This is a genomic window from Tenacibaculum sp. UWU-22, from assembly GCF_041021355.1.
Lineage (GTDB): Bacteria > Bacteroidota > Bacteroidia > Flavobacteriales > Flavobacteriaceae > Polaribacter.
The window spans coordinates 1,138,415-1,153,774 of the sequence record NZ_JBFNGP010000001.1; the positions used below are offsets into that span (position 1 = coordinate 1,138,415).

Consider the following 15,360-nt stretch of genomic DNA (forward strand, 5'->3'; position numbering starts at 1 on the left):
TTTGTACTCGGTTTTACAGTTGTTTTGCTCCAAAACCCACATTATCACAAATATAATGATTTTTTTCGCAGTATTTTGATAATTTATCTGTTATGAGTTTTTCTACTTCTTCCTTTTCATTTTTTGGATATAGCACATGTACGTTTGCTCCAGCATCTAAGGTAAAACAAATATTGCTGTTTTTTTCTTGACGATAAGCCCAAATAGTATTTATAATTTTTAACGTATTGGGCTTTATTAAAATGAAATACGGATTACTTGTTAACATCATAGCGTGTAATGTTAAGGCTTCACTTTCAACTAAATTAATAAAGGCTTTTATATCTCCTTTTTCGAGTATGGTGATTATGTTTTCTATATTTTGGTTGGCTTGAATAAACCTGTTTTCTGCATACGGATGTTCATGCATTAAATTGTGTCCTACAGTTGAACTTACTTGCTTTTCTCCTTTGTCAACGAGTAAAATAGTATCTTGATATTCTTCGAAGATGGGGTGTATTTTATAAGGAAATTTAACTCCGTATAAATCAGAACTTTCTTTAATTTTAGGGTGTTTGCCCCAAATTACGATTGGGCCTTCTATGCTTCTGCAAGCACTTCCTGAGCCTAAGCGTGCTAAAAAGGATGCCTTTTTGTTAAAAAAATCTGTTGATAAATTAGGGTTTATTTCTTTTTCTAAACTCATTAAACACACTGCAATGGCACTCATGCCACTAGCCGATGAAGCAATGCCACTACTATGAGGAAAAGAGTTTTTAGACCGAATAGTCATATTATACTCTAAAATATAAGGGCAATAGGTTAAAATTCGTTTAAAAAATTCCGTGATTTTAGGTTTAAACTCATCTTTCTTTTTTCCTTCAAAATATAATTCAAAATCAATGTTTTGGTCTTTTATTTCTTCAGGTGCTTTTTTGATGAACTCAATGGTAGTTATTGTGTGGCAATTATTTAGGGTAAAGCTAATCGATGTGTTTTTTGGAATTTGTGGATTGCTTTTTCCCCAGTATTTTACCAAAGCAATATTACTCGGTGTTTGCCATGTATAAGTTGCTTTTTGAGGTAGTGTGTGTGTAATGGTGTTAATAAATGCCGAAGTGTTCAAAGTATAAATATTTGGCAGTAAAGATAAAATATAGCCTACACTTGTGCTAATTTTTATAAATGGATTACAAAAATAGAATTCATTATTAAAGTGATATTTTTAAAACTGTTTCTTGTTAATTGATTTTGTATTTAAAAATTAATTTCCAGTTACTTTTATAGAATCTATTTGAAAGGTAGTGGTAATACTGCTATCACCTCCTAAATATTTAAATGCAACATATACATCACCTGATAAGCAAGAAAGGTTTATTAATCCAGAATTTGTATAGTTAGATTGGTATCCTGATAAAGGCCCGTCGGCAATAGTACCATCTACTCTTAGCCAAGTAGCATTGGTTACGCCTCCTGTAAAATCGGTAGAAATCCATACCGATAACGCAGCTCCATTATTGTATCCCGTTTTAGTGTCGAAAGATAAATTTTCATCGGTAGATGAATCTAAATTAATAGCAGGGCTAACTAACCAAACCTCTAAAGGATTTTCACCTGATTTATACGCTGATATTTCCATGTATTTGTTACCACTATAACTTTTTAATGCATATAATTTACTGCCATTATTTACGTTTACATTAGTCCAACCTGCATTAATTAATGCTGTGTTAGAGGATACGTTATCAAAATTTTCTTCAAAAATTGTTTTACTACCTGTTTCACTACTTTCGCCACAATCTAATATTGGGGGGTCGCAACGCTCTGTATCGGAAAAATTTATATCAGATGGGGTTGAGGCAATTAAAACAAAATTTTCGGCATAATAATCTTTTGATAAAACAACCTCAGCAGTTCCTTTTCCTGTGGGAATTTTGTTTGAACTAAAGCTTGCAAAGGTGCTCGTTTGTAGAAAGGCAGTTGCTTCGGTTTCGCATTCAAAAATAGTTCTAAACCCATCAAAAGCATCATTTTTTTCATCAGAAAAAGTTTTACCTAATTCACTTTTTTTAAATTGGGCATTGTTTAATTGTACTAAAGTATTTATGTTTTTTTCTTCAATATTGTCAATTTTAATAGGTGTTGGTACAATTTCTGCTACTTTTGAAGATCGTACAATATAGTCTCTATATGTAGTTGAAGGAATGCTTTCTACTTGTCCGTTATAATCTAATAATCCTAATTTGTATACTCCAGAAACGTTATCTGTGGGGTTAATTTTAGAAGCACTTTGTCCGTCATCATAAGTAACCGTTAATCCATCTAATTTAATATATACTTTTCTTCCTACTTCATAGGTTTGGCTTAAAGTACTGCTATTAATCATAATTTGAATACCTGCAGTGGGGTTTTCTATGGCGTCTTGAACAATTAAGGTTTTATAAAAATTTCCTGCCGCATCACTAGAAACCACATAGCCTTCGACGTAGGTAGGGGTGTCATTTTCACGATAGGTATAGGTTAAATTACCATTTAAATTGTACTCTTGAATTAAATCGGTTTGAATTTTAGAAATAGAAACATCGGTACTAATATTTGGTTCTGTTATCGTTATATCAGGAACTGTAAAATCATTGTCTTTTACACAAGCAGTAAAAACGAGAGTAAGGATTAAAAATAATATGGTTTTATAGAATTTATTTGGTTTCATTTTTTTTGATTTAAAGCTATTGGTTAAAATCTATAATTTATATTTAAGAAATAAGTGGTGCCTCTACCATACCAATATTTGTTGCCAAACAGAGGTTTTTCGAGCGCTTTATCGTCTCTTAATTGTCTATAATTAGCGTTTCTTGCTTGTTCAAAACCACCAGTTTTATATTTTGTATTGAATATGTTACCAATGCTTGCAAAAAAACCGATGTATTTATTATCTGCTATTTTCCAAGACTTTCCGCCGATGGCATTTACTACAGTGTATGGGTCAAATTTTTCTTGTTGTAATAGTTGTTTAGCTATTTCTGGATTGTAATCGTTAAAAGGAGTTCCGCCATCATTGGCAAAGTTGCTAGTTCTTGTTAATGGGGCAACGTCTACATAGGTGTTGCTTAGGTAGTTAACGGTTGTTCCAAAATACCAGTAATCGGGGTCTTTATAGTCAAAACCAATAGAAAAGGCATGTTGTGGTCCACCTGCTATTTTGTAGTTTTTTAAATTTGATTTTCCTAAAATTTTTAATCCTTGTACAAAACCTGCTGACTCGGATGCCTTATTATTTTCAGTAGTTAAATAAATAGTAGGATTGTTGTTGTAGGTGTATTGACCAACATTGGCAGCCCCTTTTAGTGTAATTGTTGGAGTAACTTTAGCCTCGATTCCTAACTCTACACCGAAATGTTTTTTATCAATATTTGATAATATTTCTTGTACAAATGCCGTATTATCACCGCCTACACCGTCAGCAAAATAAAAAGATATTTCTGTAGCGTCTTGTATTTTAGTGAAATACCCAGTAAGTTTAGCTTGTAGTATAGGCGAACGTAAAATATAACTACCATCAAAGGTCATTAATTTTTCGTTAGATAAATTAGTTACAACATCATTATTTTCTCTCGAATTAGAAAAAGTATTTTGTAAAGAGGGGGCTTTTGTTAGGTAGGCTATATTAAAGTCCAATAAATGACGACCTGTAATTTTATAAGTTGTTCCTGCTTTTGCACCAAAATTGGTAAAAGTTTGTTTGGGTGATTTTCCTAATGAGTTGCTTTCAAAACCTCCGTTTTTATATAACCCTTCTCTTTCATATGAAGTATTTGACAACGTTGCAGCTCCATAGAAATCTATTTTTTTATAGGTAAACTGTGCTTGTATAAAACCATCAATTATGGTAGAAAACAAGTTGAAGTTATATTTAAACTTATCGCCTACCTTTGCTTTGTGTAAAGGGTTTAATAAGTTGTTTTGTTTTTGGTTGAAGCTATCGGCAAAAGTGTCTACATCTAAATACTGATTGCCACCTAATAAATCAAGAATACTTGCAAAATTTTCCGATTTTAAGTTCTGGTATTTTAATGCTGCGTTAAAGGTGATGTTATCATTTATGTAACTATTTAAAATGGTGTTCGCTGTAAATTGCTGATCATCGTTTCGGTCTTCATACAATACATACGAAGCATAACCCGTTGCATTTGTATTTGCTCGGTATAATTGCGCCCAATTTATTTGTCCGTTTTTAATAAACTCTTGTTCTATTTCGTATACGTTTGGTAGTTTTTCACGTAGCCCATAACTTGGTAGTTTTTGATAATAGGTTGGGTCTGGGTTAGCTCCGCCCAAATCTATAATGTATGGATTGCCATCACCATCTACAGAATTAGCATTAAAATAGCTTCCGTTATAATCTAAACGACTATTTCCAATTTGACCAAACTGATATGCTACATTGGTGTTTAATGTGGTTTTTTGAGAAATATTCCAATAATAATTTAACATTAGTATAGGCTCTTCGATACGCTTAATACGAGAATTTCGTACTTCTCCGTTTTGGTAGCCCCAATAAGCATTGTATTTGATTCCTTTTAAATCATATACTTCTTGTGTGTGTGGGGCAGATTTTCCTCTTTTATTTTGTGCATAGATAGATGTAAAGTTAATGCTGTGTTTATTGTTTATCTTTTTTTCTACTGAAGCAAAAACTGAATTGGCATTATATGAAGTGCCTTCAAAAAAGCCTTTATTACCAGCTCTTCTACCAATAGCAAAGGTATATGCCCATCCGTTTTTTGTTAGTCCAGAGGCGTAAGAAGCCATTATTCGGTGTTGATAATTTCGGTTTGATGCTGAGTAGGTTATTTTGCCGCCTGTACGAGCTTCAGATGCTCTTGCATTAATATTAGTAGTGCCTAAAACACCGCCAAAAGTGTATGCAGAAGGAGCTAATCCTGTGCTAAATTCTTGATTGCGTAGCACATCGTTTAACCCGCCCCAGTTACTCCATTGTGGTTTTCCATTATAAATTTTATTCATTTCTACCCCATTAATAAGTAGTTTTCCGTTTTCAGAGCCTAATCCGCGTATTCGGTAAAATGAAGCGTTCCATTCAAAAGCGGCTGTGCGTAAATACACATCTTTAGAAGCCTGTAACAGACCAGAGATATTGTCTGCTTCGTTTGTGTTATCATTTAACTCGTCATCAGTAATTGTAATACTACTTAACTCTTGCTCTTCGGTAAAATGATTACTAAACAGTGGTATAGTGCCTAAATCTATAGGCTTTTCATTTGTAGTTATAGGAAACACTTGACTTTCATAACCTATTAAATCTATTTTAACTAAATGGTTTCCTTTGGGGATGTTTTGTAATAAAAATGAACCGTTTTTTGTTGTTTTTTGATTGGTAATGCTCTCTATACTAATCTGAACGCCTTGTAAAGGAGTATTAGAATTGTTGTCAACAACAAACCCTTTAACAATACTTTGTGCGTTTAGGTTTAGAGTTATCCCTAAAAATAGTATGGTTAAAAAAATTTTCATAGAATTTAATTAGGCTACATATTCTGTATAAATATGAAGCTCTCTCAAATATATTAAATTTTAAGACATAAATATGTTAAGGTTACATAATGTTTTGGTTATAGATTTTGAGAATTGAAAAAAAAATGGTCTAAAATTTGTTTTATTTTTGTAATAGAATTGCTTAAAAAATGAAACGTTTATTCTTTGTATTACTTGTTGTTTTTGTTTTTTTTACAAATTATGCTCAAAATAGTTCAGGTAAAAAGTATAATATAAGAACGGTTGCTTTTTATAATTTAGAAAACCTTTTTGATACGATAAATGATTTGAATAAGAATGATGAAGCGAGTCCAATTATGGAGCTCAAGATGGATCGGTCAAAAGTTTATTGGGATCGAATATCTAAACTATCGAATGTTATTTCTCAATTAGGCGAAGAAAAAGCTAAAACAAGTCCGGCAATTATTGGGGTTGCTGAAGCTGAAAATTTTAATGTGTTAGCAGATTTAGTACATGCCGAAAAGTTGAAAAACAAACAGTATGATATTATACATTTTGATTCGCCAGATAATAGGGGTATTGATGTGGCTTTATTGTATCAAAAAAGATACTTTAAGCCTATAAACTATGAAGTTTTTAACCCTAATATATATGTAGATAATATAAAAATAAAAACCCGTGATATATTATTGGTAACAGGGTATTTAGATGATGAGTTGATTCATATAATCGTAAACCATTGGCCCTCGCGTAGGGGAGGTGAGTTTAAAAGTCGCCCGTTAAGAGAAAAAGCAGCCTATAAAGTAACTCAAATTATTGAAAAAATTAGAGAAAATGATAAGCATGCTAAAATATTAATTATGGGTGATTTTAATGATGACCCAATAGATTCTAGTTTTAAAAATATATTAAAAACAAAATCTAAAAAGAAAAATGTTGCAGAAAACGATATTTACAATCCGTATGAAGATATGTTTCGAAGAGGATTTAATACTTTAGGTTATCAAGATAAAATTAATTTATTTGATCAAATTATGTTTAGTGCCCCGTTATTAAATAAGGGGGATAATAATTTTTCAACTTATAAAGTGTTTAGGGCTGCTATTTTTAACAAACGTTTTTTAACAGAAAAAGAAGGGCGTTATAAAGGCTATCCTAAACGTAGTTTTTCCAATAGTGTGTATACAGGCGGATACAGTGACCATTACCCCGTATATATTTATTTAATTAAAGAAAATAAAAACTAAAAAGAAGTTTTAAAAATTCAAATTTATATTACATGTGTGCCTTCTTCTAACATAACGTTATAAAATGAACACTCGGTATTAAACTTGTTTTTGTAGGCTTCTGCTACATCTTTAATAAAGGTTTCTTTTGTTTTTTTGTCAATAATATTAATGGTGCATCCTCCAAAACCACCACCCATCATTCTAGCTCCGATAACACTATCGGTTTCTTTTGCCTTGTCAACTAAAAAATCTAATTCGCTGCAACTTACTTTATAGTTGTTTTTTAATCCATCATGGGTTTCAAAAAGTAGGTTGCCTAGTTTTTTAATATCTTTGTTTTCTATTGCTTTGGCAGCTTTTTTTACTCTTTCGTTTTCTTTGATAACGTATAACGCTTTATAATAATCTTCTAAGTCAAGGTTAGATTTAATTTTGTTTAAATCATCTTCTGTTGCATCTCGCAAAGCTTTTTTAGAAAGCATTTTAGCTACTTTTTCACATACTTCTCTACGATTATTATATGCGCTATCAGATAAGTTATGTTTTACATTGGTGTTGATAAGTAGTAGTTGGTAATCACCTAAATTAACCGAATAGGGTTGGGCTTTTAAGCTTCGGCAATCTAACAATAACGCTTTGTCTTTTTGTCCAAACATACTAGCGTACTGATCCATAATACCACACTTTACACCGACATAGTTATGTTCGGCCTTTTGTGAGATATAAATCATTTCTTCTTTGGTAAGGTCAAGATTAAACAATTCATTTAACCCAAAAACAACGCTGTTTTCTAAAGCAGCAGATGATGATAAGCCAGCTCCTTCAGGAATGTCTCCTGAAAAAACTAAATTAAAATTAGTGAAGGTTTTATCTTTTTTTTGTATTTCGGCAACCACCCCAAAAATGTAATTTTTCCATCCTTTGCAATTTTCACATTCTGAATCATCTACAGAAAACGTAAAAGAGTCGTTTAAATCTAATGCATAAATGGTGCTTTCATTTGAATTACTTTTGCCAATAGCGGCATAAATTCCCTTGTCAATGGCTGCAGGAAAAACAAATCCATCGTTATAATCGGTATGTTCTCCTATAATATTTATTCTACCAGGAGAAAAAATCATTAAAGGGTTACTTTTAAATGTATCAATAAAAATGCTTTTTACTTTGTTAATAGCTTCAGTATTCATTTATCCGTTTGATTTTTAGTTTCATTTAACAGACTCAACATCTATCTGTGTTATTTAAAAAATTTCCTAAAAAGGATTTATTTACAAGTCACAAAGGTAAAAATAAACCTGAATTATCATTGGCTAAACTAATTATTTTGACTTCTCTATTTTTATCGATGCGGTAAAGCTATCTAGTAAAGCTATGAGACACTTTAATTGTAAATAAATTGAAACGAATAGGAGTAATATGGGGTAAAATTACATGAGTATTTTTAAAATTTGCTTTAATTATTACCCTAAATTGACTTTTTTGTTACCCTTTTTAGATTTTTTTTTATCTAAATTTGAAACCTTTAAAAGTTTTCGAAAATATTATGTAGTGTCGAGGGGCACTTTATTTTAGTATCTGCCGAGGCACTTTTTAAGATAATAAACTTACCTATTCAAAATTTTATAACTTAACAAATGAAAAAAAAATTAATTGTAGTTCTTGTCGCAATCTTTATTTCTAGCTTTTTTAATGCTTGTAAAAGTAGTAACAAAGAACTTGCTCAAAGAAGTAGCGCTAAGCAAGCAGTAACTAAACTCCCTAATATTGTTATTATTTACGCAGATGATTTAGGTTATGGAGATTTAAGTAGTTACGGGGCAACAGAAATATCAACACCAAACATTGATAATTTAGCAAATAATGGGGTTCGGTTTACCAATGGTTATGCTTCATCTTCAACCTGTACGCCTAGTAGATATGCTTTATTAACGGGTAGTTATCCGTGGCGAAATAAAAATGCTCATATACTTCCTGGAACAGCACCCTTGCTAATAAGTACTACGCAATCAACTATGCCTAAAATGTTACAATCAAAAGGATATTATACTGGAGTGGTTGGAAAATGGCATTTAGGACTTGGTGATGGAAATATAGATTGGAATAAACATATTACTCCTAGCCCCAACGAGGTTGGTTTTGATTACAGTTTTATTATGGCAGCAACTCAAGATAGAGTGCCTACCGTATATATTAAAAACGGAACAGTAGAAAACCTTGACCCTAATGATCCTATCGAAGTAAGTTATAGAAAAAACTTCGAAGGCGAACCAACAGCACTTACCAATCCAGAAATGGTAAAAATGAAGTGGCATCACGGTCACAACAATAGCATTGTTAATGGTATTCCTAGAATTGGTTTTATGAAAGGCGGTAAAGCTGCTAAATGGAAAGATGAAACTATGGCTAAAACATTTTTGGCACAAGCACAAAACTTTGTTAAGAACGAAAAAGATAAACCATTCTTTTTATACTATGCGCTACAACAGCCTCACGTACCACGTACTCCAAGTCCAGAATTTGTAGGTAAATCAGGTATGGGTCCTAGAGGAGATGTTATTTTAGAAGCTGATTGGTGTGTTGGACAATTTATACAAACTCTTAAAGAACAAAATCTTTTAGACAATACCTTAATTATTTTTTCAAGTGATAATGGCCCAGTTTTAAATGATGGTTATTATGATGACGCTGTTGAAAAATTAGGAAAACACAAACCATGGGGGCCTTTTAGAGGTGGTAAATATAGTTTGTTTGAAGCGGGTACACATGTGCCATTTTTTACCTATTGGAAAGGAAAAATAAAACCAGCAACATCTGATGCATTAATATGCCAAACAGATATATTTTCATCGTTATCATCGCTTGTAAATAGCCCTATTACTGGGCCTGATAGTGAAAATTTATTAAATGTATTGCTAGGTAACAGTAATCAAGGTAGAAAAGAATTAGTTGTAGAAGCAACAAGAAGAACCGCATATAAACAAGGTAGTTGGGTATTAATTCCGCCGCATAATGGGGCAAAAGTTATTGGAGGAGTAAATATTGAAACAGGTAACTCTAAAGAATATCAACTATACAACTTAAAAGAAGATATTGGTGAACGAAATAATCTTGCAAAATCACATCCTGAAAAATTAAAAGAAATGCTTGCTGCTTATAAAGCCATTCGAGGTGACGAGCAAAAACCTCATAAAAAAAATTCACAAAAAAAACCTACAAAAAACTCACATTCATAAGCAGCAAGCATTAAAAACAAAGGTTTTTGTATAAACCAATGTTTTTAGAATGTAAAATATAGGTTTTTATTTTACAGATTTTTTTAACGAAAAGTGGGTGTCGGATAAGATGTTCACTTTTCGTTTTTTTATTTAATATAATAACATATTAATAAGTGTATGCCCCAAAATAAAATTAACTAATGATAAACTATTTATACTCTTTTTTTGCGTTAATTCTCTTAACATCTTGTTTAAAATCACAAACGTTACATAGCGATCGAAAATCATTTAATGATGATTGGTTGTTTATGAAAACTACCGATTCGTTAGCTGCTACAACAAAATTTGATGACTCTAATTGGAGAAAACTCAATTTACCTCACGATTGGGCAATTGAAGGCCCTTTTAGCCGTGAAAATAATTTAAGAACAGGTGGCTTACCTGTATTTGGTGAAGCATGGTATAGAAAATATTTTACGTTAAATAAGGCGCTTAAAGAGCAGGTTATAACTCTTGAATTTGATGGAGTTATGAGTAATTCAACCATTTACATTAACGGTCAAAAAGTTTATGCCCGACCTAATGGCTATGTTGGATTTGAAATAGATATAACGCCTTATATTTATTTTGACAAAAAAAATGTAATTGCAGTAAAAGTTCATCCAGAAGAATTATCGTCTAGATGGTATCCTGGAGCTGGAATTTATAGAAATGTGTGGATTGAATCTAAAAATAAAGTACACATAAAACATTGGGCAACACACATAGTTACCCAAAATAAAGAAGACTCGGCTACTATAAATATAAAAACCACTGTTACTAACAATAATAAAATTAGAGGAGCTTATAAAATAGAAACAACGGTAATAGATGAAAAAAATCAAAAAGTAGCGACCCATACCACTCATTTTAAATTTAATGCTAAAACCGAAAAAACGCTACAACAAGAGTTAAGTATTAAAAACCCCAAATTATGGAGTTTAGACTCGCCTTATTTATATACCGCTAATATTAAGGTATATAAAGAAAATAAACTTATAGATGTTTATACATCTACATTCGGAATTAGAACTATAAAATTTACCAATAAAGGGTTCTTTTTAAACGGAAAACGTATAAAGTTAAAGGGGGTTTGTTTACACCACGATTTAGGTCCATTAGGAGCCGCAGTAAACTACAGAGCTACGGAACGACAGTTGCAAATTATGAAAGATATGGGAGTTAATGCAATTAGAACTTCTCATAACCCAGCATCTCCCGAGCAAATAGAACTTTGCGATAAAATGGGGCTTTTAGTTATGGAAGAAGCTTTTGACTGTTGGAAAATGTCAAAAGTAAAAAATGATTATAGTAAATATTGGGACGAGTGGTATAGTCAAGATTTGCGAGATATGATTAAACGCGATAAAAACCATCCCTCAGTTATTATGTGGAGTATTGGTAACGAAATTAGAGAACAGGGTAAAAAAGAGGGGTATATATTGGCTCGTAAATTGGTTGCTATTTGTCATGAAGAAGATTCACTAAGACCTGTTACCGCAGGATTTAATAATTTTACAGCAGCCATTAAAAACGGGTTAGCAGATGAGGTAGACATAGTGGGTGCTAATTATAAACCAACGCTTTATAAAAAAACCATAGAACAACATCCTAATTGGATTATTTATGGCTCTGAAACCTCATCGTGCGTGTCTTCAAGAGGAGTTTATTATTTACCTATAAAAAAGTATGGTAAGCGCGAAACATTTCAAGTAAGTAGTTACGATGTTGAAAGCCCCTCTTGGGCTTATCCTCCCGATGTTGAATTTTACTTTCAAGATTCAATACCCAATGTATTAGGCGAATTTGTGTGGACAGGATTTGATTATTTAGGTGAGCCAACACCCTATAGTGGTCAAGATAATTTTACTCACGGAAAATGGACTTCAGATTGGCCATCGAAAAGCTCTTATTTTGGAGCTGTTGACTTATGTGGTTTTCCAAAAGATAGATTTTATCTCTATCAAAGTAAATGGACAAACAAACCGATGATTCATATTTTACCTCATTGGAATTGGGAAAACACCCCTTATAAAACCATCCCAGTATATTGTTATAGTAATTGTGATGAAGCAGAACTGTTTTTAAACGGAAAATCATTAGGTAAAAAAACGATGGGGGTTGATAAAACAGATATTCCTGTTAAATTTTTTGCTTGGGGTAAACGCCCAAAAATGTTTAGTTCTCCATATAGACTTAGTTGGAATGTGCCTTATGAGCCAGGAGAATTGTTGGTGATAGGTTATAAAGATGGAAAAGAAGCTGTTAGAGAAGTTATTAAAACAGTTGATAAACCTGCTAAAGTAGCGCTTGTTGCTGATAGAAATACCATTGCTGCTGATGGTTATGATTTATCTTTTATAACTGTAAAAATAGAAGATAAAGATGCAAATATATGCCCTCTTGCAGACAATAAGGTTGAATTTAAAGTAACAGGGCCTGCAACTATTGCAGCCGTTGGAAACGGTAATGCGGCATCTGTTGAACCTTTTCAAGCTGCTTATAGAAAAGCATTTAATGGTTTATGTTTATTAGTAGTTAAAAGTAAAAAAGGAGAAAAAGGTGTTGTAAAAATAGAAGCTTCGTCTAAAGGTTTACAAACAGCAACTTTGCAAATACAAACAGAATAGCTCAAAGAGTTGTTTATGCAAATAAGGTGGCAAAAGCCTCATCTATTTTACCAACCAATACTAATTTTATATTATGATTTTTAGCGGTAATTTTATTGTATTTAGAGGCTACAAATGTTTTATAACCTAGCTTTTCAGCTTCATTAATACGTTGGTCAATTTTAGAAACAGGTCTAATTTCTCCTGCTAAACCAATTTCGGCAGCAAAACATACGTTGGGGTTAATTGCTAAATCTTGGTTAGAAGATAATATTGCAGAAACTACTGCTAAATCAATAGCTGGGTCATCAACATGTATGCCTCCAGTTATATTTAAAAAAACGTCTTTAGCACCTAATTTAAAGCCTGCTCGTTTTTCTAAAACCGCTAAAATCATGTGTAACCGTTTTAGGTTGTAACCTGTTGTAGAGCGTTGTGGCGTTCCGTAAACAGCAGAGCTAACCAAAGCCTGTATTTCGATCATTAAAGGGCGTGTGCCTTCTAGAGTTGAAGCAATTGCAATACCGCTTAAATTAGCATCTTTTTTTGAAATTAAAATTTCTGACGGATTAGAAACTTCGCGTAGACCATTTGAAAGCATTTCATAAATACCCAATTCTGCAGTAGAACCAAAACGGTTTTTTTGTGAACGTAAAATACGATACGAATGGTTTCTGTCGCCCTCAAATTGCAAAACAACATCGACCATATGTTCTAATATTTTAGGGCCAGCAATATGCCCTTCTTTATTTATATGCCCAATTAATATTACAGGTGTTGCGGTTTCTTTGGCAAATTTTATTAATTCTGCCGAGGTTTCTCGTATTTGTGAAATACTACCAGGTGAAGCTTCAATAGAATTTGTATACAGGGTTTGTATAGAGTCGATTACTAATACTTCGGGGGTAATATTTTCAATGTTTTTAAATATTTGTTGAGTGTTAGTTTCGGTTAAAATTAAGCAATCTGTATTTTGTTTTTTGTTTAATCTTTCAGCGCGCATTTTTATTTGCGACTGACTTTCTTCGCCAGAAACATACAATACTTTTTGATTAACTTGTAAGGCTATTTGTAATAATAAAGTTGATTTTCCAATACCTGGCTCTCCACCTAAAAGAGTAACGGAACCTTTAACTAGGCCGCCTCCTAAAACGGTGTCGAGTTCTTTATTATTCGTAATAATTCGTTCTTCGGGGTTTAGTAAAATTTCATCAACTCGTAATGGCTTTGTGGCTTGTTTTGTATTGGCGGTTTGTTTCCAGCTTCTTTTTTCTTGTTTTTCAACAATTTCTTCAATTACGGTATTCCATTCGTTGCAAGCCTTACATTGCCCGACCCATTTAGGATATTGTGTTCCACAATTTTGACAAAAAAAAGTAGTTTTTACCTTAGCCATTAAAATAATTTGAAAGCCTCAAAGTTACAAAGTTTTTACTTTGAAAAAGGGCGTTGTTAAAAAAGAGAATGTTTTTTATTAGTTTTTATTTCGATTATAGATAGGGAGTAATAGAAAAGAGAGTCCTCCAAAAATAATAATCATAGCTGTTTGTGCAGTCCACATAATCCACCCAAAAGCAGTTGCGGGCTCTTCTGCAATACCAAACAACGATAAAGCACTTGCTACAGCTATAGGGTACAAACCAATACCACCATTAGTTGCTGCGATAGCAAATCCGCCAGCTATAAACCCTATTAAAACACCTCCTATAGGAACATGTAGGCCGTCAATTGCAGGAATTGTAGCCCAAAACATTAAAACATACATGACCCAAATAAAAACGGTATGAAAAATAAACGGCCATTTATTTTTCATTTTAAAAATACTGGTAACGCCTTCGATTAACCCCAAAATAAAGGTTTTTATTTTTAAGCCAATACCCGATGTTGCTTTTTTCACAAAACGTGTAAAAATAATAAATGCAATTACTAAAGCAATTAAAATACCGCCTATTTTAATAGGGTTAAAGTTTTTAAAAATTAATTGATAAATAAAATCGTATTGAACAAATAAGGTGATAAATATTATAATTAATAGCATTACTAAATCAGCAATTCTTTCGGCAACAATGGTTCCAAAGCCTTTTTCGAACGGAATATTTTCGTAGTTTGCCATTACTGCTGCTCGCGATACTTCTCCAGCTCTAGGTACAGCATAGTTTACTAAATAGGCTACTAAAACAGCCATAACACTATTGGCAAACAGCGGCTTATACCCCATGGGCTCTAATAAAAATTTCCAGCGATACGCTCTTGATAAGTGACTAAGAATTCCAAAAAAAAGCCCTAGAGCAATCCAGCCGTAATGTGCATGTTTAAAATAATGTAAAAGGGTATTTATTGATACTTTAGTAAGTGAATACCAAACTAAAAAAAAACCTAAAGCGAGAGGTAATATAACCTTTAAAATTTTTTTAATACTCAAAATTAAGTAAGTGTGTTATCGGCTTCGTTTGGAAAAACCAATTTAGGTTTAAAGTTTTTAGCTTCTTCTAATTCCATAAAAGCATATACAATTAAAATAAGTATATCACCTACAGCTACTCTTCTAGAAGCGGCACCGTTTAAAGTGATTTCGCCACTTTTTCGTGGGCCAGGAATAGCATATGTTTCTAAACGCTCACCATTGTTGTTGTTTACAATTTGAACGCGCTCTCCTTCTATAATTCCGGCAGCATCCATTAAATCTTCGTCAATGGTTATGCTTCCAATATAATTTAAATCGGCACCCGTAACTTTTACGCGGTGGATTTTAGATTTTACTACTTGAACTAACAT

Annotated in this window: 10 protein-coding genes; 3 read left to right on the forward strand and 7 right to left on the reverse strand. The window is 32.5% G+C overall.

Annotation, left to right across the window (positions count from 1 at the left end; translation table 11 throughout):
* Window positions 1-13 precede the first annotated feature (13 nt).
* The 3 genes from AB2B44_RS05090 to AB2B44_RS05100 form a co-directional block, all read right to left on the reverse strand.
* Window positions 14-1,105: a diphosphomevalonate/mevalonate 3,5-bisphosphate decarboxylase family protein gene (locus AB2B44_RS05090; RefSeq protein ID WP_369048463.1), complete on the reverse strand. Its 1,092-nt coding sequence runs from the start codon at window positions 1,103-1,105 to the stop codon at window positions 14-16.
* A gap of 138 nt (window positions 1,106-1,243) precedes the next feature.
* Window positions 1,244-2,689 carry a DUF5689 domain-containing protein gene (locus AB2B44_RS05095; protein WP_369048464.1) on the reverse strand — a complete coding sequence of 482 codons (1,446 nt, stop codon included), beginning with the start codon at window positions 2,687-2,689 and terminating at the stop codon, window positions 1,244-1,246.
* Window positions 2,690-2,712: 23 nt separating this feature from the next.
* On the reverse strand, window positions 2,713-5,511 hold the full coding sequence (locus AB2B44_RS05100) for a carboxypeptidase-like regulatory domain-containing protein (protein ID WP_369048465.1): 2,799 nt from the start codon (window positions 5,509-5,511) through the stop codon (window positions 2,713-2,715).
* Window positions 5,512-5,681: 170 nt separating this feature from the next.
* Here AB2B44_RS05100 and AB2B44_RS05105 point away from each other — a divergent pair, with 170 nt between their 5' ends.
* Window positions 5,682-6,740, forward strand: a complete 1,059-nt coding sequence (locus AB2B44_RS05105; RefSeq protein WP_369048466.1) for an endonuclease/exonuclease/phosphatase family protein — start codon at window positions 5,682-5,684, stop codon at window positions 6,738-6,740.
* A gap of 23 nt (window positions 6,741-6,763) precedes the next feature.
* On the opposite strand, the gene galK is transcribed toward AB2B44_RS05105, so the two are convergent.
* Window positions 6,764-7,909, reverse strand: a complete 1,146-nt coding sequence (gene galK, locus AB2B44_RS05110) for a galactokinase (RefSeq protein ID WP_369048467.1) — start codon at window positions 7,907-7,909, stop codon at window positions 6,764-6,766.
* A 447-nt stretch (window positions 7,910-8,356) separates the two neighbouring features.
* Here galK and AB2B44_RS05115 point away from each other — a divergent pair, with 447 nt between their 5' ends.
* A complete protein-coding gene (locus tag AB2B44_RS05115; RefSeq protein ID WP_369048468.1) occupies window positions 8,357-9,955 on the forward strand; it encodes an arylsulfatase in 1,599 nt (532 codons plus the stop codon).
* 182 nt (window positions 9,956-10,137) lie between these two features.
* Window positions 10,138-12,606 carry a beta-galactosidase GalB gene (galB, locus tag AB2B44_RS05120; RefSeq protein ID WP_369048469.1) on the forward strand — a complete coding sequence of 823 codons (2,469 nt, stop codon included), beginning with the start codon at window positions 10,138-10,140 and terminating at the stop codon, window positions 12,604-12,606.
* A 13-nt stretch (window positions 12,607-12,619) separates the two neighbouring features.
* Here galB and radA read toward each other — a convergent pair whose 3' ends face one another.
* The 3 genes from radA to panD form a co-directional block, all read right to left on the reverse strand.
* Window positions 12,620-13,981 (reverse strand): DNA repair protein RadA, encoded by a 1,362-nt coding sequence (radA, locus tag AB2B44_RS05125; RefSeq protein WP_369048470.1) that lies wholly within the window; start codon window positions 13,979-13,981, stop codon window positions 12,620-12,622.
* Window positions 13,982-14,059: 78 nt separating this feature from the next.
* Window positions 14,060-15,007: a lysylphosphatidylglycerol synthase transmembrane domain-containing protein gene (locus AB2B44_RS05130; RefSeq protein WP_369048471.1), complete on the reverse strand. Its 948-nt coding sequence runs from the start codon at window positions 15,005-15,007 to the stop codon at window positions 14,060-14,062.
* 2 nt (window positions 15,008-15,009) lie between these two features.
* Window positions 15,010-15,360, reverse strand: a complete 351-nt coding sequence (panD, locus tag AB2B44_RS05135) for an aspartate 1-decarboxylase (protein WP_369048472.1) — start codon at window positions 15,358-15,360, stop codon at window positions 15,010-15,012.

What these genes read in the sequence shown, in the direction of transcription:
- AB2B44_RS05095 (WP_369048464.1), bottom strand. Translation starts at nt 2,689, where the DNA reads ATGAAACCAAATAAATTCTATAAAACCATATTATTTTTAATCCTTACT.
- AB2B44_RS05100 (WP_369048465.1), bottom strand. Translation starts at nt 5,511, where the DNA reads ATGAAAATTTTTTTAACCATACTATTTTTAGGGATAACTCTAAACCTA.
- AB2B44_RS05105 (WP_369048466.1), top strand. Translation starts at nt 5,682, where the DNA reads ATGAAACGTTTATTCTTTGTATTACTTGTTGTTTTTGTTTTTTTTACA.
- galK (WP_369048467.1), bottom strand. Translation starts at nt 7,909, where the DNA reads ATGAATACTGAAGCTATTAACAAAGTAAAAAGCATTTTTATTGATACA.
- AB2B44_RS05115 (WP_369048468.1), top strand. Translation starts at nt 8,357, where the DNA reads ATGAAAAAAAAATTAATTGTAGTTCTTGTCGCAATCTTTATTTCTAGC.
- galB (WP_369048469.1), top strand. Translation starts at nt 10,138, where the DNA reads ATGATAAACTATTTATACTCTTTTTTTGCGTTAATTCTCTTAACATCT.
- radA (WP_369048470.1), bottom strand. Translation starts at nt 13,981, where the DNA reads ATGGCTAAGGTAAAAACTACTTTTTTTTGTCAAAATTGTGGAACACAA.
- panD (WP_369048472.1), bottom strand. Translation starts at nt 15,360, where the DNA reads ATGTTAGTTCAAGTAGTAAAATCTAAAATCCACCGCGTAAAAGTTACG.